The organism is Actinomyces qiguomingii (assembly GCF_004102025.1).
Classification (GTDB): Bacteria; Actinomycetota; Actinomycetes; order Actinomycetales; family Actinomycetaceae; genus Actinomyces; species Actinomyces qiguomingii.
This window is the reverse complement of sequence record NZ_CP025228.1, coordinates 2,626,310-2,645,229: the sequence shown is the minus strand read 5'-3', so window position 1 is coordinate 2,645,229 and position 18,920 is coordinate 2,626,310. Positions and strand designations below refer to the sequence as shown.

Below are 18,920 nucleotides of genomic sequence, written 5' to 3'. Positions count from 1 at the left end.
CTGTTCACATGCACACCCGCTTCACCGGCGTTATCCCCCCGGTCATCACCCCCTTCCGACACGGCGAGGTGGACCTCGCCTCGCTCGACCGCGTAATCGACCTCCTGATCTCCTCTGGCGTACACGGCCTGTTCGTCGGCGGCTCCTCGGGCGAGGTCGCCTATCTGACCGACTCTCAACGCGACACCGTCATCGCCGCCGCCGTAGAGCGCGCTGCCGGACGCGTGCCGGTTCTGGCCGGTGCGATCGACACCACCTCCCGCCGTGTCATTGAGCAGGCCAAACGGGCCGAAGCTCTCGGCGTAGACGCCGTCGTGGCCACCTGCCCCTTCTACGCCATCAACGATGCCGCCGAGATCGCCGACCACTTCCGCGCGATTGCGCAGGCCCTGGCCGTGCCACTGCTGGCCTACGACGTGCCCGTACGGCTGAACGGCAGGAAACTGGAACGGGACATGCTTGTGCGCCTGGGCTCCGAGGGTGTCCTTGCCGGCGTGAAGGACTCTTCGGGCGACGACGTCGCATTCCGCCGTCTGGTGACGGCCAACGCCGCCGCCGGGCACCCGCTGGTAGTACTGACTGGCCACGAGTGCGTCGTCGACGGCATGCTGCTGCTAGGCGCCGACGGCTGCGTACCCGGATACGGCAATGTCGAACCCCGCCCCTATGTGGAGATGTGGGGGGCCGCGTGCGCCGGCCGCTGGGATGAGGCCCGCCGCATCCAGGATCAGCTCTGCGCCGGATTTGAGATCGTTTACGCCCCTCGCGGGCGCTCGGCGGATGCCACCGGTATCGGCGCATTCAAGACCGTTATGGCGGCCCAGGGCACGATCGACACCAATGAGATGGCCTTCCCGGTGTCCGCCCTTGAGGGTGACGCCCGCGACGGCGTCCTGGCCATCGCCCGCGCCCGGGGTCTGATCTGAGATGACCGCCGCACCCGGAGGGGATGACCGCCCGCCCGCGGTGGACGACGTGCTGGTGGGGGTGGACGTGGGCGGCACCAAGATCGCCGCGGCACTGGTGGCCCCCGATGGCCGGCTCCTGAGCCCAGTACGGGAGGCGCCCACACCCGCCCACGCCGGCCCCGCCGTGATGCTTGACGCCGTCGCCCGCCTAGTCGTGGTGGTCACCGGGCAGCACGGGGACGGCCATGTGCCGCGGATCGTGCCCGCGGCGGTGGGCATCGGCTCGGCCGGTGTGATCGACGCCCGGCGCGGCACGGTTATCTCCGCCACCGAGGCCATCACCGGCTGGGCCGGCACGGACATCGCCGGGGGAGTGGCGCAACGGCTGTGGGCCGCCGGTCTACGAGGACCGGATGGGGCCGTTCCCCCGGTGCACGTCGACAACGACGTCAATGCCTACGCCGCCGGCGAGGCCTGGATCGGGGCCGGGAAGGGCGTCGAGGCCGCGCTAGTGGTTGCGGTCGGCACCGGCGTGGGCGGGGCGATAGTACTCAACGGACGCGTACATCACGGGGCGCACTTTCTGGCGGGGGAGCTGGGACATATGCCCGCAGGCCTGGCCGCGGGGGAGCGCTGCACCTGTGGGCGACTCGGACACCTGGAGGCGGTGGCCGCCGGGCCGCAGATAGCCCGCCGCTACCGGGAGGCCACCGGCGCCCAGGAGGTGGCCGGAGCCCTGGCGGTGGAGCGACTGGCCACCGCCGGGGACCGCACTGCCCGTCGCGTGTATTGCGAGGCCGCCACCGCACTGGGGCAGGCCATCGCCGGTGTCGTCACCGTGCTCGACCCCGCGCGGGTCATCATCTCCGGGGGTCTGGCCCGCTCCGGCGACCTGTGGTGGGGGCCCCTACGCGAGACCGTGCGCCGTGAACTGGTCGGCCCGGCGGCTGACGGCCTTGAACTGCTGCCCGCCGCCCTGGGCACAACCGCGCCCATTATCGGCGCTGCACACGAGGCCGCGCTGCGCCGGGCCGGTGCCTGACAGGGACATCCTCGCCATGATCCACAACCGCAACAAGGAGACACCACCCATGCCCACCCTCGACCCCGTGCTTGAGCGCCTGCGCGGAGGCCTGATCGTTTCCGCCCAGGCCTATCCCGGTGAGCCCATGCGCGACCCGCGCACCATGGATCAGATCGCCAGGGCCTGCGTGGCCGGCGGCGCCGTCGGCATCCGCGCCCAGGGCCTGGCGGATCTGACTCTGATCACCCAGCACGTGGATGTGCCCGTCATCGGACTGTGGAAGGACGGCCACGAGGGCGTGTTCATCACCCCCACCCTCACCCATGCGATCGCCGTGGCTGCCACCGGCGCCCAGATCGTCGCCCTGGACGGAACCCGCAGGCCCCGGCCCGACGGACTCGACCTGGCCCGTACGATCACCGAGTTGAAGGCGGCCCGCCCGGGCGTGCTGGTAATGGCCGACTGCGGCAGTCTGGACGACGCCCGTGCCGCCCAGGACGCCGGCGCGGACATCCTGGGCACCACCCTGGCCGGATACACCGGGGAACGGCCCAGGACCACGGGCCCGGACGTAGAACTGATCGATCTGATCGCACCGATCGCCCAGGTGCCGCTCATTGTGGAGGGACGCGTGCATACGCCCGGCCAGGCGGCACTGGCGATCGACCACGGCGCCTTCGCCGTTGTGGTCGGAACCGCAATCACCCACCCGACAACCATCACCTCCTGGTTCGTCGACGCCGTCGCCGGAAGGTGATGAAGCCTATGAGGCGGATGTGATGAATGTGCTCAATGTGTTTGATGTGAGCCACAAAACGGCACGCCACGCCGGGGAAAACGCCGTCATATCTGACAAATCGCCCCGTTTATGCATAGCGTTGCGGCCAGCGGCACCGCTCCGGCGTGCCCAACCGTCGTCTAGACGTACGACAACCACCTACCGAGAGGCAGTTATATGTCCATCAACCGCACCGAGCTCATCGCCGCCATCGCTGAGAAGGCCGGCCTGACCAAGACCGACGCCGATGCCTTCCTCGGCGCCTTCCAGGACGTCCTCGTTGAGAACGTCGCCAACGGCGAGGCTGTCAAGATCACGGGTCTGATGAGTGTCGAGCGCGTCGAGCGCGCCGCTCGTACCGGCCGCAACCCCCGCACCGGCGAGGAGATTCAGATTCCGGCCGGACATGGCGTGAAGCTGACCGCCGGGTCCGCCCTGAAGAAGGCCGCCTCCGGCAAGTGAGCCCTTAAGGCTCGCCTGGATCGTGCGGGCCTGCCGACGGCAAGGCCCGCCGATCCCTAGTTCACAAGGCGCGTCGCCCCAGCGGGCGGCGCGCCTTTCACGTGCGCTCGCGCCCCACCACCTCAGCGAGTTCGGTCGAAGTTACGTGCGAGTTCGGTCGTCGCGGTGTCCCGCCCGGGATCACCAACAAGGTAACGCGTGATAGCTTCAAGCCATGGTTACCTTGCCGCCCGTTTCCGCGACCGGACAGGCCGAGACTGGCTCGCGTTCCGCCCTGGTGTTCGACCGCCTGGCCAAGGCCTTCGGTCAGAAGGTAGCCGTCAATCTGCTCTCCCTGTCCATCCCCGTCGGCAGCCTTTATGGCATCGTCGGCCCCAACGGCGCCGGCAAGACCACCACGCTGTCTATGGCCACCGGACTGCTTCGGCCCGACGCCGGCCGTGCCCTGGTCCATGGCGTAGACGTGTGGAACGAACCCGCCCGCGCCAAGTCCCGGCTGGGCGTCCTGCCCGACGGGCTGCGCACCTTCGACCGCCTGAGCGGCCTGGAACTGGTCACCTACTCCGGGTTGCTGCGTGGCCTTAAGCGCGAGGTCGTCCTACCCCGCGCCACCCAGCTCCTGCATGTGCTGGACCTGTGGGACGCAGGCTCTGCCCTGGTGGCCGACTACTCCGCCGGCATGCGCAAGAAGGTGCACCTGGCTTGCGCCCTGGTCCACTCGCCCAGCGTGCTGGTGTTGGACGAGCCCTTCGAGGCGGTAGACCCCATCTCCGCCAAGACCATCCAGGCCATTCTCACCGACTTCACGGCCGCCGGCGGCACCGTCGTCATTTCCAGTCATGTCATGGCCACCGTGCAGCGCCTGTGCACCCATGTGGCCATCATCGCCCAGGGGCGCGTCGTCGCCGCCGGAACCACTGCTGAGGTGGCCGCCGGTGAGGACCTGGAGGACCGCTTCGCCCAGCTGGTCGGCGCACAGACCTCCCGGGAGGAGCTGTCATGGTTGCGACCCTCGTCCGCCTGAGGTGGCGAATCACCCTCAATGCACTGCGCAGCAACGTTTGGGCCGCAATAGGTCTGCTCCTGGGCACCGCCGGAGCGGTCTCGCTGCTCGCTCCGCTGGCGGCCGGCGCCGCCGCCCTGGGACGATTCACGTCCCCAACCACCGTCACCGTCGTACTCGGCGCCGCGGGATCTTTGATCGTGATCGGCTGGACCCTGATGCCGCTGCTGGTCTCCGGAATGGACGCCACCCTGGACCCGCGCGCCATGGCCGCCTGGACGGCACCCTCATGGCAACTGACAGTGGGACTGACCGCGGCCGGAGCAGCCGGAGTGCCGGGCATAGTCACCGGCCTGGCCTTGCTCGCCCCCGCCCTGACCTGGGCGGCCGCAGGGCGAGTTGACGCCGTCGTGCTCGCGCTGCTGCTCGCCCCCGCAGCCCTGGTGACCGGCGTGATGCTGGGGCGCAGCGTCGTCGTCGGCGTTGGGGCCGCCTCCTCCCGACGAGGCCGTGACCTGCTCGCCGTCCTCGGCTCCATCGTGGTGATGGTCCTCGCCCTGCTGCCCTCCCTGCTGAGCAACATACTGGACATGGAGCGACTGGAGTTCGATGGCCTCGTCGGGATCGCCAGAGTAATGGGCCTGACCCCCTTCGGCTGGGCGCTAGCCGCACCCGGCTACCTCGCCCAGGGGCAGGTGATGACGGCGGTGTTGCTAGCCGTGGGCGCCCTGATGCTGCCGCTGGTTCTGCTGCCGATCTGGCATCGCGTGGTGGTCCGCGTCATGACCGGGACCACCCACACGCGGCGACACTCGCGCGCCTACCGCGTCCGTGAGGTGGCGGGCGGGGACGACGGCGCTGCGCAGCCCGAGGTGCTGCCCTGGCAGCGCCGCCTGGCCCGCATCAGCTCGGGCCCGACGGCGGCGGTGGCGGCACGCTGCCTGCGCTACTGGCGCACCGACCCGCGCTACCTGGCGCAGATCGTGGTGCTTGTGATGATCATCGCGCTGCTCGCCGGCATGATCGGCGCCAACCTCACCAACGTGGTGAACTCCGACCCCAACACAACGACGGTGATGCTCATCGGCATCGGCCTGGGCCCGGGGCGAGCACCCGGTACGCTGTTCATGCTGGGACCGGTCGCCGCGCTGATGTGCGGCTGGATGATTCACGACGACCTGGCCTTCGACTCCACCGCCCTATGGACCCATCTGGCCGCCGGCCTGCCCGGGCGCAGTGACAGGCTGGGGCGCGCGCTCGCAGCTGCCACCTGGCAGTTGCCGTTGGTGATCGCCGTCCTACTGGCGTGCGGATGGGGCACCGGCAACTGGCATGAGGCGCCTGCCTATTTGGGATTGAGCCTGGGCATGTACGGCGTCGCTCTGGCGTGGTCGAGTCTGACCAGCGTGCTGCTGCCCTATGAGACGAATCCGCCGGGGGAGAGCCCCTTGAAATCGCGCACCTCCGGAACCGCATTCGTCGCGGCTCTGCTGCAGATGCTGGGAGTGCTGGCCATTGTGGCCGGCTGTGTGCCCCTGATCGCACCCCTGATCGTCATCGCGATCCACGACTCTTGGCGGTGGGGCTGGCTCCTGCTCGCGGGGGGCGTGCTGTGGGGCGGGGCGGCCGCCTGGGGCGGGACGTTCCTGGGAGGGCGCCTGCTTGACCGGCGCTACGTGCGTCTGCTCGCCACAATCCGCTCCTGGTCCGGACACGACGTCGCCTGACGACCGCCGTGTGCTTGCAACCGGGTGCGGGGCATTCGTCTGGCAAGTACGCGTTTTGGACTTTGCGCGTGCTATCCCGGGGCAAGCTCTAGAACGCGCGCGTGAGGTGGGAAGTCATACGTGGGGCGGATGCTTGGGTCCGCCTCGCGTCGGCATTGTTCTTCGACATCAAAGGCTCGCCTTCCGTCAGCCTGTTCCCTCACGCCGTAGCATTGATGCGCGATGCGGCCGCGCCGCCCGCCGGCCCCATGGATGAGGCCGCCAGATCCGCTTCACTCACGCAACCTTCAACCAAGCGAAATAAGGAACCAACAATGGAGCTCGTCATCCTCGACACGGCCGAAGAGATCGCCTCCCGCGCCGCCGACGTCATCGAATCCCTGCTCTCCGACAAGCCGAACGCCATCCTGGGCACCGCCACCGGCTCCAGCCCCCTGCCCCTGTACGACGAGCTCACCCGCCGCTGCGCCGCCGGCCGCATCTCCTTCAAGGACGTCACCGGCTTCATGCTCGACGAGTATGTCGGCCTGCCCGAGGGACACCCCGAGCGCTACGCCACCTTCATGGAGCGCAACCTGCGCTCGCGGGTGGACATGGCCCCCGGCGCCCTGCACGGCCCCGACGCGCTCGCGGATGACCTGGAGCAGGCCTGCGCCGACTACGAGGCACAGATGGCAGCGGCCGGCTACTGCGACCTGCAGATCCTGGGAATCGGCGCCGACGGGCACATCGGCTTCAACGAGCCCGGCGGGCCGCTGGACTCCGCCACCCACGTCGATGTGCTCACCGAGCAGACCCGCTCGGACAACGCCCGGTTCTTCGACGGCGACATCGACGCCGTCCCCACCCACTGCCTCACCCAGGGGCTGGGCACCATCATGAAGGCCCGCAAACTGGTCCTGATCGCCACCGGCGTCAACAAGGCGGAGGCCATCGCCCACCTGGTGGAGGGAGAGATCACTCCCCAGTGGCCGGCCACCGTCATGCAGAACCATCCCGATGCGCTCGTGCTCATCGACCACGCCGCCGCCGGTCTGCTCAAACAGCGCTGACCGGCAGGGCAGGCGCATCGTACGGCATGAGTCCGCAGGGCGCCCGGCTCTGCTCGTGCTCGCCGCGGGCCGGGCCGGTGCGGATTCATTCGGTGCGCACCGATCCGAAACCTGCCTGAAGGAGAGGGCCGCCACAACATCGGGATGCGGTGGCCTCCGACTGGCGGCATACACTAAGGCACATGCGTCAGCTCACCGCCAGGCCTCAGGTCAGTACCGACCCCGCCGGACCCGGTTCCCCCGGCGAGCCGGTGGGTGAACCCGCACAGTCGTCCGGAACCGCCGTCCTCGAACGCGAGGAGCTCAAGTCCACTGACGACGGCGATGCTGACCGCTTCGCCCACTATGTGCGCAAGGACAAGATCGCGGCCGCGGCCACCACCGGGCGTCCCGTCGTAGCCCTGTGCGGGAAGGTGTGGACGCCCGGGCGCGACCCGTCGAAGTACCCGGTGTGTCCCACCTGCAAGCAGATCTACGAGCAGATGCGTCCCGGCGGCGACGGCGGCCAAGGCGGCTCCGGTCCGCGGCGCCCCCGCTTCCCCTTCGGACGAGGCGGTCGGTGACTTCCGCGCCCCGCCCCCGCCCGCAGCACAACCCGACCCAGCCATCCATATTCGCCGCGGAGAACCTCTCCCCGGCCTACCCTCGGCGTGCCGCCTGGGGGACTACGCGTCCGCTGCGCGCCTGGCAGGCCGCAGCCCTGAAGCAGTACCTGGGGGAAATGCCGCGCGACTTCCTTGCCGTTGCCACCCCCGGCGCCGGCAAGACCACCTTCGCGCTGCGCATCGCCACCGAATTGCTCACCGCCGCAGACGTACACAAGGTCACCGTCGTTTGCCCCACCGAGCATTTGAAATACCAGTGGGCGGAGGCTGCCGCCCGGGTGGGCATCCGCATCGACCCCTCCTACACCAACTCCCAGGGGGCGCTCGGCTCTCAGTTCGACGGCGTGGCTGTCACCTACGCGCAGGTGGCCGCCAATCCCAATCTGCACCGCGCTCGCACCGACCGCACGCGCACCCTGGTGGTCCTCGATGAGATCCACCACGGCGGCGATGCCCGCAGCTGGGGAGACGCCATCCGGGAGGCCTTCACGCCGGCACGCCGACGCCTGTCTTTGACCGGCACGCCCTTTCGCTCCGACGAGTCCCCGATCCCGTTTGTCACCTACACCGAGGAGGCCGGCGGTATTAAGCGTTCCCGGGCGGACTATTCATACGGCTACGCCGAGGCCCTGGCCGACGGCGTGGTGCGGCCGGTGATGTTCATGAGCTACTCGGGGCAGATGCACTGGCGCACCAAAGCCGGCGATGAGGTCGCCGCCCGGCTGGGCGAGCCGCTGACCAAGGACATGGAGTCCCAGGCCTGGCGCACCGCCCTGGACCCGGGCGGGGAGTGGATCCCCGCTGTGTTGGCCGCCGCCGATCAACGTCTTACCGAGGTGCGGCGCCAGGTACCCGACGCCGGCGGCCTGGTGATCGCCTCGGACCAGAACTCCGCCCGCGCCTACGCGAAGCAGCTGCGTGCCATCACCGGGCAGGCGCCCACCGTGGCGCTGTCGGATGACTCCGGCGCCTCCAGCCGCATCGAGACCTTCTCCGCCTCCAATGACCGTTGGCTGGTGGCGGTGCGCATGGTCTCCGAGGGCGTGGACGTGCCTCGGCTGGCGGTGGGCGTGTACGCCACCTCGGCGTCCACGCCGCTGTTCTTCGCCCAGGCCGTCGGTCGCTTCGTGCGCTCACGTGCCAAGGGGGAGACCGCGAGCGTCTTCCTGCCCTCGGTGACTCCGCTGCTGGCCCTGGCCGGTGAGATGGAGGCCGCCCGTGATCATGTGCTCGGTAAGCGGGGCCGATTCAATGAGGACGACCTATTCGGTTCCCCGGAGGATCGGCTGCTCGCCGAGGCTAACAAGTCCGAGAGCGCCTCGGACGATCTGCTGGGCGGCTTCGAGGCGATGGAGTCCACCGCGGAGTTCGACAAAGTTCTGTTCGACGGCGGCGAGTTCGGCACCGGTGCCATGGTCGGCAGTCCCGAGGAGCAGGAGTACCTGGGGCTGCCCGGGTTGTTGGAGCCCGAGCAGGTAACCGCTTTGCTGCGTCAGCGGCAGAACCAGCAGATCAAGCAGCAAAAGCGCCAGAGCGCCGCCGAGGCGCAGCGGCGCGCCAACTCCGGGGTCGATGACGCCCGTAGGCGCGCCGCTGCCCGCAAGGAGCTGTCCAAGCTGGTGGGGGCCTGGGCGCGCCGCTCCGGGCAGCCCCACGGGGTGGTTCACACCGAGCTGCGCCGCGTCTGCGGCGGCCCGGAGGTCGCCCAGGCCACCACCGAGCAGATCGAGGGGCGCATCCAGACGCTGCGCCGCTGGTTCGTCGGGCGGCGCTGAACGTTTCTGCTCGCCGACGCCGATGCGGGGCTGCCGACCGCACGTCAGCGGGGGCGGGCGCGGCGGTGGCTTGCCCGGTCAGGACCGGGTGTTACTGGGCTATCAGGATGTTGCGGATGAAGGCCCTGCCGGCGGGTGTGGGGGCCCACTGCGGGTGACGCGGGGAGCGTGCCAGTACCCCACTGCCACGCGGGAACGCAAGGGTCCTCTTGGCGGCCTGGCGGAATAGCAGCACGGGTTGCACCTGGTCCTCGTGGGCGTCGGGCGAGCCGGCCCAGGATGGATCGATGTGCGCCAGGGCGCCGTGGACGTCCTCCGGGGGCAGGTGGCCGGCAGCGGTCAGCGGTACGCCGTCGAGGAGGTGTTCAAGGAACCAGTGAGCGGTTGCGGAGTCGAACTCAGCCATATAAGTCAGCGCTTCCTGCGGGTCGCAGTCCACGAGCTCGATACGGATGGTGACGGCGGGCGGCATGCTGGTGTTGCTCATGACATGTAGTGGTCTGTGTCATGGCCGCGGGTGAAACCGTAAGCGGTGGTCGCGTGTAGCTGAGGATATTCGATGCGGGCCTGCGGCTCAGCCGCGCAGCGCCTGGCGGTTGTCGAGGTCAACGTGCCGGGTCGGGATCGCCGGGTCGCCCTCGCTCAGACGCCAGCCGTCGTAGGGCAGTTCGGCGCGCGCCACCTGATGGCGCTCGGCCGCAGCCGCCAAGGCCTCCGGGCCCCGGTGCTCCTCCACAATGACGCCGTCGCGCACCAGATCCACCTGTAGCGGACGTGCCTGAGCCTTGTCTAGGGCATCCAGGGCATCGGCCTCGGAGCGCGCCGAGATGATCAACTCCTCGGTGGCCGAGCCGGCGCCGTTGAGCACGCGGCCGGCCCATTTGCGGCCGCCGACCGTCGACTTGCCGCCGGTGGAGAACTTGGCGACCTGATGCATCCGACCATCGGCACCGGCGCGTTCAACCAGCTTGTACACCAGTGCCGCCGTCGGCCGACCCGAACCGGTGACCAGCTTGGTTCCCACCCCGTAGGAGTCGACCGGGGCCGCACCCAGGGCTGCGATCGCGTACTCGTCCAGATCGTTGGTGACGGTGATCTTCGTCGTCGTCGCCCCCAGGGAGTCCAATTGGGCGCGCACCTTGAAGGCCTCGGCCACCAGATCGCCCGAGTCCAGGCGCACCGCCCCCAGCTCACCGCCGCCGGCACGTGCCGCCGCCACCGCCCGGGCCACGCCGTGTTCGATGTCATAGGTGTCTACCAGGATGGTGGTGCCCGGGCCCAGGCTGGTCACTTGAGAGGTGAAGGCCTCCTCCTCGGTGTCGTGCAGTAGGGTGAAGGAGTGGGCGGAGGTGCCAAAAGTGGGGATGCCGTAGCGCATGCCCGCCTCCAGATCACTGGTGCCCACGAATCCGCCGACGATGGCCGCCCTGGCCGCGGACACCGCCGCCCGTTCATGGGCCCGGCGCGCTCCGAACTCCACACAGGGCCGTCCGTGGGCGGCGATGGTCATGCGGGACGCGGCCGCCGCCACCGCACAGTCGTAGTTGTAGATGGACAGGGCCAGGGTCTCCAGGATGCAGGCCTCGGCGAAGGTGCCCTCCACGGTGAGCAGTGGGGAGCCGGAGAAGTAACACTCGCCCTCGGCGTAGCCGCGGATCGTCCCGGAGAATCGGTAGGAGCGCAGAAAGTCGATGGTGTCGCTATCGACGATGCCGGCGCGGTGCAGATAGTCGACCTGGGCGTCGGTAAAGGTGAAGCGCTCAATGGCGTCCAGGAGCCGGCCTACTCCGGCGACCACGCCGAAGCGGCGCGAGGCCGGCAGGGTGCGACCGAACAGCTCGAATACGCTGGCTCGCTCGGCCACGCCTGCGCGCAGCGCAGCCTGCAACATGGTCAACTCGTACATGTCCGTTAGCAGGGCGGTGCTGGAAGCGGGCGAGGCGTGAACCTGCCGTGGATTGGCTGTCATGACAGCCAACTTACCGCAGGAGGACGCGTGATGAAACAACCCCGCCTCCACCGGCCCACGCGGCTAGGCTGGGCGTATGCAGACCGAACTGCCCGTCGTCTCCACCTGCGTCCCGGAGGCGGAGACGCTGACGGATGTCCGTGCCACATCCCGACGACTGTGGTGCACGGTTGTCCACGACGACCCCGTCAACACGATGGACTACGTCACCTGGGTATTCCACACCTACTTCGGTTTTTCCATACCACTGGCCCGCAACCGCATGATGCAGGTGCACACAACCGGCCGGGCCGTCGTCTCCCGCGGTGCCCGCGAACGCATGGAGGTTGATGTCACCGCCATGCACTCTTACGGGCTGCATGCCACCATCGAGCCTCTCGGAGACGACGACGCCCCCGGACCGGATGGGGGCGGCGGGAGCTCCCCCGGTGGCGGCCCGTCCGGTTCCTGGGGCGGCCCGTCTGGTTTCGGCGGCGGCCCCGCAGGAGCCGCCTGATGCGTGGATTCCGGCCCGACGCCGAGGGCTGGGCCTCCAGCCTGGAGCCGTGGGAGCGCGAGTATCTGGCCGGCCTGTTCAAGCAGATCGCCGACCTGCTCGGCGCCTCGGGCCCAGCCGGCGCCGCGCCCGCCCCCACAGGAGGACAGACCCCCGTTCGTCCCGGTGAGAGTTCTCGGGACGGTGACGTGCTGGCGGCGCTCGATTTCGACCCCGAACCGATCGAGTCGGTGCAGGAGCGGCGCGTTGTCTCACCCTCCCTGGAGCCACTGCTGGATGTGCTCTTGCCCGATGCCTCCGAGGATCCGGACGTCGCCGTCGAGATTGCCGCACTGACCCGCGACCGTCTGCGTGCCGATAAGCGGTCCCGACTGGAGGAGGTGGTTTACGAACTACTTGAGCCCACCGGGCCCGGTGGTGCCGTCCTTGTGCCCGCCGGCAGGCAGGACCGTTGGCTGGGCGCCCTCAACGACGCGCGCCTTGTACTGGCCGAGCGTCTGCGGATCGACTCTCCCGAGGCGGCCGAGCAGGTACACGCCGTGGCCTGGGAGCAGGCCCCGAGCGACGAGGAGGATGCCGCCCGCTGGAATCGGGCCATGGCCCTTTCCTATGACATGTTGTCCTGGTGGCAGGAATCACTGGTGGCCGTGCTATTGAATGGGGAGGGGTCCGCATAGTCTCGGCGCTGTGAATGATGCGGCCATCGGGATGTTCGACTCCGGCGTCGGCGGCTTGACCGTGGCACGTGCGGTCCTCGACCAGCTGCCGGGGGAGCGGTTGCTCTACATCGGTGACACCGCCAACACCCCTTATGGGCCTCGCCCGGTGCAGGAGGTGCGCCGTCTGGCCCTGAATGTCATGGATGAGCTGGTCGACTCTGGCGTCAAGATGCTGGTAATCGCCTGCAACACGGCCTCAGCGGCGGTTGTGCACGAAGCCCGCAACCGCTACACCCGCGGCAAGGGAGTGCCCGTGGTGGAGGTCATTCACCCGGCGGCCCGTGCCGCCGCCCGCGTCACCCGTAACAGACGTATAGGACTGATCGCCACCCAGGGCACGGTCGACTCCAACGCCTACGCCGACGCCTTGGCCGCCGTACCCGGCATCAACCTGTTCTCCCAGCCCTGCCCACGATTCGTCGAACTGGCTGAGAGTGGTACTACTACCGGCCCACAGGTCATGGCCACCGCCGAGGAAAGTCTGGCGCCCGTCAAGGCGGCCGGCGTCGACACCCTCATCCTGGGCTGCACCCACTACCCGCTATTGGCCGGCCCCATCTCATACGTTATGGGAGAGGACGTGACCCTGGTGACCTCCAGTCAGGAGACCGCCAAGGACGTCTACCGCGAACTTGCCCGTAGAGACCTGTTACGTGCCCCCGGGGCAGCGGCGCCCAGCCACGAATTCCGCTCCACCGGGGACCCGGATTCCTTCTCGGTGCTGGCCCGCCGCTTCCTGGGCCCGGAAGTCGGTCGCGTACACCGGGTCGAGCCGGGAACCGCCGTCGCCGAGGTGCATCCGGCAGCCCCTTCGGCAGAAGAGACGGGGATCCCGGCCCCCGCCGCCAGTACGCCGGCCCCCGCCCCCATCCCCGATTCGAGCGAGGTCCCTTCATGAAGCTCACCATCGTTGGCTGTACCGGCTCCATGTCCGGTCCCGACGCCGTCGCCTCCTCCTACCTGGTGCAGGCCGACGACGTGGCCGGGCGTACCTGGTCGGTAGTGCTCGACCTGGGTCCCGGCGCCATGGGGCAGTTGCTGCGCTACCTGGATCCGGCCGAACTGGACGCGATCGCCATCTCCCACTGTCACGCCGATCACATGGTTGACCTGGTGGGCATGCACGTGTACCGCCGGTGGAATCCGGCCGGCTGCTTGGACCCCGTGTTGACGCTCGGTCCGGGCGAGCTACTCTCGCGTCTCAACGGGGTAGACGGAACTTCGACGCGAGAGACCTACTCCACTGAGTTCTCCTTCCGTGTCGTGGAGGCGGGGGAGGCGGTGCGAGTCGGTCCGCTGATCATCACCCCTTTTCCGGCCTTGCATCCGGTGGATGCCTTCGGCTACCGGGTGGAGGGTCCCGGACACGATGGCGATCGGGTCAGCCTGGCCTTCACCGGCGATACCGATCTGTGCGAGGGCATTGAGGCAATGGCCGACGGCGTCGACCTGCTGCTGGCAGAGGCGGCTTTCCTGGAGGGGCGTGATACCACGCGTGGCATCCACTTGACCGGCCGCCGTGCCGGGCAGCTTGCGGCCGGCACCAGCGGCCGGGGCGGACGCCGTCCCGCCGGTCGGCTCGTGCTCACTCATATCCAGCCCTGGACCGATGTCGACGCTCCGCTGGCCGAGGCCGCCGCCGTCTACGGCGGCCCCCTGACGGTTGCCACCCCCGGTGCCTCCTGGGAGCTGTGAGCAGTGCAGGAACAGCAGCGAGACGAGCCCGGACGCATCAGCTACACGCCGCCAGTGCCTGACGGGCCGGATCGGCCCTGGACACGCGGGCGCCGCACCCGCTGGTGGCTGGTACTGCTGGCCGATACGGTTTCGGTGGCGCTGGTCGCCTGCTTCGCGGCTGCGTCGTCCCATGATCTGATCCAGGTGCCCGGCCTGGCGGTCCGCGGCGCAGTCGCCGTCGTTATCGCCTGGACGGTCGCGTGGCTGGTGCGCCGTCCCGGCGATCACCTGGAGGTGGGGTGGCCGGACGGCGCTTCAGTCATTGTGGTGACCTGGGCCCTGTGGAGTGGTTTGTACCTGTGGCGGGCACCTGCGGGGGCGAGCACCGGAACGGGGGCGTTCGCGGTGATGTTGGCCGCGTTCTTAGTGGTGTTCTGCGGTGGCTGGCGCAGTTTGTACGGCTACGTGAAGGCGCATGACTCGTTGGTGCCCAAGGGGGTCCAGCGCCGTCTGGACGCCCAATCCCGCCGAGATCGGTCAATATAACCGCCGAGTTCGGTCGATATAACCGCCGAGTTCGGTCGAAGTGGCGCAAAGCCTCATCCTCGACAATTTGGCGTGGCTCTCTCGTAGGCTCCTCGGCGTTCTGGCACGCCAACCAGTGTCCTTTGAGGCACTGCCAGCCCAAGTAAGCCCGTGCCAAGGACCGCAGCATGGCCGACGACACGATAGCGGCGTTGGCGTGCCAGCACCAACAGTTCTTCCTCCGCTGGGGCCTGATGGAACTCAACAGGAACGAGGTTCCACAGCCACACACGAAGGGCCCGTTACTTCGACCGACCTCGGTGGTTATTTCGACCGAACTCGGTGGTTATTTCGACCGAACTCGGTGGGTGGGGATTGAAGGGGACAGCAGCTCGCGCAGGGCGGGGGCCAGGGCACGCAGGGCCTGACCTCGGTGGGAGATGGTGTTCTTCTCCGTCGTGCTCATCTGCGCCGTCGTCCGCCCGGAACCTCCCGGGGCGTCCTCCTGGACCGGCACGAAGATCGGGTCGTAGCCGAAGCCGCCGGCGCCAACCGGCGCGTGCAGTAGCCGACCAACCATGGAGCGCTCCACCACGGTCACTGACTCCGACTCACCGGCTCGGCCCGGCACCACCAGCACCGCGGCGCAGGTAAAGCGTGCCGTGCGATGCGGGTCGGCGATGTCGGCGAGCTGCGCCAGCAGCAGCCGCAAGTTGGCCTCGTCGTCGCCGTGGCGGCCCGACCAGCGGGCCGAGAATATGCCCGGTGCTCCACCCAGCACGTCCACGCACAGCCCGGAGTCGTCGGCAACCGCCGGCAGACCGGTCGCCTGGGCCAGGGCGCGTGCCTTGAGGGTGGCATTGGCGGCAAAAGTCAGCCCGTCCTCCGTCGGCTCGGGAGTGCCGAGCCCGGCCGAGGAGATGATCTGCTCGGCCGTAAGCCCGGCCACCAGAGGTGTCAAGATTGCGCGCAGCTCGGCTAGCTTTCCCGGGTTGTGGCTGGCCAGCACCAGCCGGGCACCTGCGGGCACTGCCACTCCAAGATCGGCCGACACCGTCGCGGTGCCGCGCTGCTCGGGCTGAGCGGTCCCCATCAGGCCTCCTCGACGCCAGTTGCCGGGCCGTTTCCTGCGGAGGATTGTTCGGACTGAGCGGCGGTCGACACGGTGAAGGGGGCATCCTCCGGACCGGCCAGGACGCGAGCCTGAAGCGCGGCCAGCTCGGCATTGCCCTTGGTGGCTAGGTCGAGCAGGGCGCCGAGCTCGGCGCGGTCGAAGGGGGCATGCTCGGCGGTGCCCTGCACCTCGATGAAGGCGCCGGCACCGGTCTGGACCACATTCATGTCGGTCTGGGCGCGCACGTCCTCCTCGTAGGGCAGATCTAGGCAGGGGACGCCGTCGATAATCCCGACGGACACCGCCGAGACCGAGTCGGCAAGGACCCGTTTGCCGGCACGGGGCTTGACGTAACCGCGACGCGTTCCCCAGGCGACGGCGTCGGCCAGGGCCACATAGGCACCGGTAACCGCCGCGGTGCGGGTGCCGCCGTCGGCCTGCAGCACATCACAGTCCAGGGTGATCGTGTTCTCGCCCAGGGCGGCGACGTCGATCACCCCGCGTAAGGAACGGCCGATCAGGCGAGAGATCTCGTGGGTGCGGCCGCCGACCCTGCCACGCACGGATTCGCGCCCGGAGCGCTCGGAGCCCGCCCGCGGCAGCATCGCATACTCGGCCGTCACCCAACCTTCGCCACCGCCCTTGCGCCAGCGCGGCACGCCCTCGACGAAGGAGGCGACGCACAGAACGCGGGTGCGGCCGAACTCGACGAGAACCGAGCCTTCGCCGTTGACCTGCCAGTTACGGGTGATGGAGACGGGGCGCAGCTGATCGGGGAAGCGGCCGTCCTTACGTGTCTTGGTGTCAGTCACGCGGCCCAGGTTACCCGGGCCGCGCGAGGGGGCCACCCTGACAGTCAGTGCGCGAGAAGGGACTCGAACCCTCACGCCCGAAGGCACCAGAACCTAAATCTGGGGCGTCTACCAATTCCGCCACTCGCGCTCGTGGCCGGGCCGAACTTCCGACTGACACAGGAGGTGTCGGCCCGAATGTGTTCGGCCGGAGGCCGGAGGACAGCCTAGCAGTGCTCGGCGAGTGCATCTCGCGGCTGCAGGGGCGCGGGTCATGCCGACGCATGGGCCGCCGGCTGTGCCGTTGGGCCGAAGGTATGGCGATGAGTGCCGACGCAACCTAGGATTTTGACATGGCGCAAAACAATTCCTTCCGTACTCGTGACCAGCTCCCCGCGGTCCCCGCTCCTGTGCTCCAGGCCCTGGCCGACGCCGGTGCCCCCTTCGACCTGGCCGCCGCCGTCCCCGAGCCGCAGGACGCGCCCGCTCTGTGCTGGGGCATTCTCGGCGCGGGCGGCATCGCCTCCACCTTCGCCACTGACGTGCCCGCCTTCTCCTCGGGGCGGATTGTCGCCGTCGGCAGCCGCGACCGCGCCCGGGCACAAGCCTTCATTGATGCCCACCCGGATGCCGGCAAGGGTCAACCGGTGCACGCGCACGGCTCTTACGAGGCTCTCGTCGACGACCCGGACGTGGACGCCGTCTACGTGGCCACACCGCACAACTTCCACTGCGAGCAGGCGCTTTTGGCGCTGACGGCGGGCAAACCCGTGCTGGTGGAGAAGTCCTTCGCCCGCAACGCCGCCGAGGCGCGCAGGGTCTTCGACGCCGCCCGGGCCGCGGGGCTTTTCGCCATGGAGGCGATGTGGACGCGTTTTCTTCCCGGGCAGGTGCTGGCGCGAGCGCTCGCGGGCAGCGGGGCACTGGGGGAGTTGCGCTACGTGCGTGCCGAGCACTTCCAGTCGCTGGAGCATGTACAGCGTCTGGTCCGACTCGACCTGGCAGGTGGGGCGCTGCTGGATCTGGGGGTGTATTCGGTTAGCTTCGTCCATTCCCTGTTGGGTGTGCCAAGCGCGCTGACGGCCGTCGGGCGGCTGTCTTCGGGCGGCGTCGACCTGGATGAGACGATAGCCATGGAGTATCCGGGCGCGGTGGCAGTGGCCGCGTCGAGCATGGCGGCGGCGTCTGACACGGGGGCCGAGGTGGTGGGTACCCGCGGCAGACTGGTTGTGCAGAAGCGGTTCTACCGGCCCACGCCCCTGCAGATCGTTGTGGGGGAGGGGCCGGGAGTGCCGCGCTATGAGTGGGATGCCTCGCTGCCTGGTGGTTTTCAATTCCAGGCCGCCGAGGTGGCTCGCTGCCTGGCCGCGGGCAGAACCGAGTCCGAGACCATGCCGTGGAGCGAGACGCTGGCGGTGCTGGAGACCATGGACGAGGTGCGCGGTCGGCTCGGAGTCATCTATCCGGGCGAGTGAAGGAGGGGCTCCGGGGCTCGCCTCCTTCGTCATTTCGACCGATCTCGTTGGTAACGTCGACCGATCTCGGCGGGGCTGCTGGGCCGGCGGTCCTCAACTCGGTCTTTAACTCGGTCCTTAACTGACGATGCCGAGTTCCCGGCGCAGGCGGTCAACGTGTCCGGTGGCGCGCACGTTGTACAAACCGAGGATTACCCTGCCGTCGGTTCCTACCACCACGGTGGAGCGGATGGTGCCGATGGTGGTACGCCCGTAGTTCTTCTTCTCTCCCCACGCGCCCCAGGCCTGCATGACGGCGTGGTCGGGGTCGGACAGGAGCGGGAAGGGCAGGGACTGCTTCTCGGCGAAGCGCGCCTGTGCGGCGGGCGGGTCGGGGGAGATGCCGACGACGGCGTAGCCCGCCTCCCGCCATCCCTCCAGCGAGTCGCGGAAGTCGCAGGCCTCCTTGGTGCAGCCGGGCGTCTCCGCCCGCGGATAGAAGTAGACGACCACGCCGTGCTCGGCGCCCTCGCGCAGGGTCGATAAGGACACCGGGTTGCCGGATTGGTCGGGGAGGGTGAAGTCGGGGGCGGTGTCGCCGGCGGTGAGTTGGGCCATGGGATTCTCCTGTCGCCTGATGGGTTGGTACTAACCCCGCAAATGTAGTGCGTCGCCGTCGCGGTGGGTATGAGGAGGGCCGCTACCGCAGTGGTTGTGCGGCGGCGGGTTGCCGGTGCGAACGGTGCGCTCTGGATCTGTGCGTTGCGGTGAGGTTCGCTGCCCGACTCCTCAGTGGGATCGCGGTTGTCCACTGGGACTGTCTGAGAGTGCCGCATGGGCG

At 68.9% G+C, this 18,920-nt stretch carries 20 protein-coding genes and 1 tRNA gene; 15 read left to right on the top strand and 6 right to left on the bottom strand.

Annotated features, from left to right (window positions below; translation table 11 throughout):
• Positions 1–8: 8 nt before the first annotated feature.
• From CWT10_RS10970 to CWT10_RS10930, 9 genes are all read left to right on the top strand, one after another.
• Positions 9–926 (top strand): dihydrodipicolinate synthase family protein, encoded by a 918-nt coding sequence (locus tag CWT10_RS10970; RefSeq protein WP_103062216.1) that lies wholly within the window; start codon positions 9–11, stop codon positions 924–926.
• A 1-nt stretch (position 927) separates the two neighbouring features.
• Entirely contained in the window at positions 928–1,950 is a 1,023-nt protein-coding gene (locus tag CWT10_RS10965) for an ROK family protein (RefSeq protein ID WP_103062217.1), read from the top strand.
• Positions 1,951–1,999: 49 nt separating this feature from the next.
• Positions 2,000–2,689 carry an N-acetylmannosamine-6-phosphate 2-epimerase gene (locus tag CWT10_RS10960; protein WP_103062218.1) on the top strand — a complete coding sequence of 230 codons (690 nt, stop codon included), beginning with the start codon at positions 2,000–2,002 and terminating at the stop codon, positions 2,687–2,689.
• 198 nt (positions 2,690–2,887) lie between these two features.
• Positions 2,888–3,172, top strand: coding sequence for an HU family DNA-binding protein (locus CWT10_RS10955; RefSeq protein ID WP_103062219.1), 285 nt, complete (start codon positions 2,888–2,890; stop codon positions 3,170–3,172).
• Between the two features lie 214 nt (positions 3,173–3,386).
• Positions 3,387–4,196 carry an ABC transporter ATP-binding protein gene (locus CWT10_RS10950; RefSeq protein ID WP_103062220.1) on the top strand — a complete coding sequence of 270 codons (810 nt, stop codon included), beginning with the start codon at positions 3,387–3,389 and terminating at the stop codon, positions 4,194–4,196.
• Positions 4,172–5,902 (top strand): transporter, encoded by a 1,731-nt coding sequence (locus tag CWT10_RS10945; RefSeq protein ID WP_103062221.1) that lies wholly within the window; start codon positions 4,172–4,174, stop codon positions 5,900–5,902. Before CWT10_RS10950 ends, CWT10_RS10945 begins: the two co-directional genes overlap by 25 nt.
• A 314-nt stretch (positions 5,903–6,216) precedes the next feature.
• Positions 6,217–6,954, top strand: coding sequence for a glucosamine-6-phosphate deaminase (gene nagB / locus CWT10_RS10940; RefSeq protein ID WP_103062222.1), 738 nt, complete (start codon positions 6,217–6,219; stop codon positions 6,952–6,954).
• Positions 6,955–7,136: 182 nt separating this feature from the next.
• The gene (locus CWT10_RS10935; protein ID WP_103062240.1) at positions 7,137–7,517 is read left to right on the top strand and encodes a DUF3039 domain-containing protein; all 381 of its coding nucleotides are present in this window, start codon (positions 7,137–7,139) and stop codon (positions 7,515–7,517) included.
• A complete protein-coding gene (locus CWT10_RS10930; protein WP_103062223.1) occupies positions 7,514–9,334 on the top strand; it encodes a DEAD/DEAH box helicase in 1,821 nt (606 codons plus the stop codon). Before CWT10_RS10935 ends, CWT10_RS10930 begins: the two co-directional genes overlap by 4 nt.
• A 91-nt stretch (positions 9,335–9,425) precedes the next feature.
• Here the strand turns inward: CWT10_RS10930 and CWT10_RS10925 are convergent, their stop codons facing one another.
• On the bottom strand, positions 9,426–9,821 hold the full coding sequence (locus CWT10_RS10925; protein WP_128683414.1) for a hypothetical protein: 396 nt from the start codon (positions 9,819–9,821) through the stop codon (positions 9,426–9,428).
• 87 nt (positions 9,822–9,908) lie between these two features.
• A complete protein-coding gene (locus tag CWT10_RS10920) occupies positions 9,909–11,303 on the bottom strand; it encodes a nicotinate phosphoribosyltransferase (RefSeq protein ID WP_103062225.1) in 1,395 nt (464 codons plus the stop codon).
• A gap of 76 nt (positions 11,304–11,379) precedes the next feature.
• On the opposite strand from CWT10_RS10920, the gene clpS reads away from it, so the two are divergent.
• Genes clpS through CWT10_RS10895 form a run of 5 tightly spaced genes read left to right on the top strand, consistent with a single transcriptional unit; the run spans position 11,380 to position 14,741 of the window.
• The gene (gene clpS, locus CWT10_RS10915; RefSeq protein WP_103062226.1) at positions 11,380–11,799 is read left to right on the top strand and encodes an ATP-dependent Clp protease adapter ClpS; all 420 of its coding nucleotides are present in this window, start codon (positions 11,380–11,382) and stop codon (positions 11,797–11,799) included.
• The gene (locus CWT10_RS10910; protein WP_103062227.1) at positions 11,799–12,476 is read left to right on the top strand and encodes a DUF2017 family protein; all 678 of its coding nucleotides are present in this window, start codon (positions 11,799–11,801) and stop codon (positions 12,474–12,476) included. Before clpS ends, CWT10_RS10910 begins: the two co-directional genes overlap by 1 nt.
• 31 nt (positions 12,477–12,507) lie before the next feature.
• Positions 12,508–13,416, top strand: a complete 909-nt coding sequence (murI, locus tag CWT10_RS10905; protein WP_218937341.1) for a glutamate racemase — start codon at positions 12,508–12,510, stop codon at positions 13,414–13,416.
• Positions 13,413–14,213, top strand: coding sequence for an MBL fold metallo-hydrolase (locus CWT10_RS10900; protein WP_103062229.1), 801 nt, complete (start codon positions 13,413–13,415; stop codon positions 14,211–14,213). The genes murI and CWT10_RS10900 overlap by 4 nt, the downstream gene beginning before the upstream one ends.
• 3 nt (positions 14,214–14,216) lie before the next feature.
• Complete coding sequence (locus tag CWT10_RS10895) at positions 14,217–14,741, top strand: DUF485 domain-containing protein (RefSeq protein WP_103062230.1); 525 nt, start codon at positions 14,217–14,219, stop codon at positions 14,739–14,741.
• A gap of 325 nt (positions 14,742–15,066) precedes the next feature.
• Here the strand turns inward: CWT10_RS10895 and rdgB are convergent, their stop codons facing one another.
• The 3 genes from rdgB to CWT10_RS10880 all read right to left on the bottom strand — a co-directional run bounded on the left by rdgB (position 15,067) and on the right by CWT10_RS10880 (position 16,776).
• Positions 15,067–15,813, bottom strand: a complete 747-nt coding sequence (gene rdgB / locus CWT10_RS10890; RefSeq protein WP_103062231.1) for an RdgB/HAM1 family non-canonical purine NTP pyrophosphatase — start codon at positions 15,811–15,813, stop codon at positions 15,067–15,069.
• Positions 15,813–16,646 (bottom strand): ribonuclease PH, encoded by an 834-nt coding sequence (gene rph / locus CWT10_RS10885; protein WP_103062241.1) that lies wholly within the window; start codon positions 16,644–16,646, stop codon positions 15,813–15,815. Before rph ends, rdgB begins: the two co-directional genes overlap by 1 nt.
• Before the next feature lie 48 nt (positions 16,647–16,694).
• Positions 16,695–16,776: transfer RNA gene (locus CWT10_RS10880), tRNA-Leu, on the bottom strand.
• Between the two features lie 202 nt (positions 16,777–16,978).
• On the opposite strand from CWT10_RS10880, the gene CWT10_RS10875 reads away from it, so the two are divergent.
• Positions 16,979–18,100 (top strand): Gfo/Idh/MocA family protein, encoded by a 1,122-nt coding sequence (locus tag CWT10_RS10875; RefSeq protein WP_103062232.1) that lies wholly within the window; start codon positions 16,979–16,981, stop codon positions 18,098–18,100.
• A gap of 117 nt (positions 18,101–18,217) precedes the next feature.
• Here the strand turns inward: CWT10_RS10875 and CWT10_RS10870 are convergent, their stop codons facing one another.
• Positions 18,218–18,697 carry a peroxiredoxin gene (locus CWT10_RS10870; protein ID WP_103062233.1) on the bottom strand — a complete coding sequence of 160 codons (480 nt, stop codon included), beginning with the start codon at positions 18,695–18,697 and terminating at the stop codon, positions 18,218–18,220.
• Between the last annotated feature and the right edge of the window lie 223 nt (positions 18,698–18,920).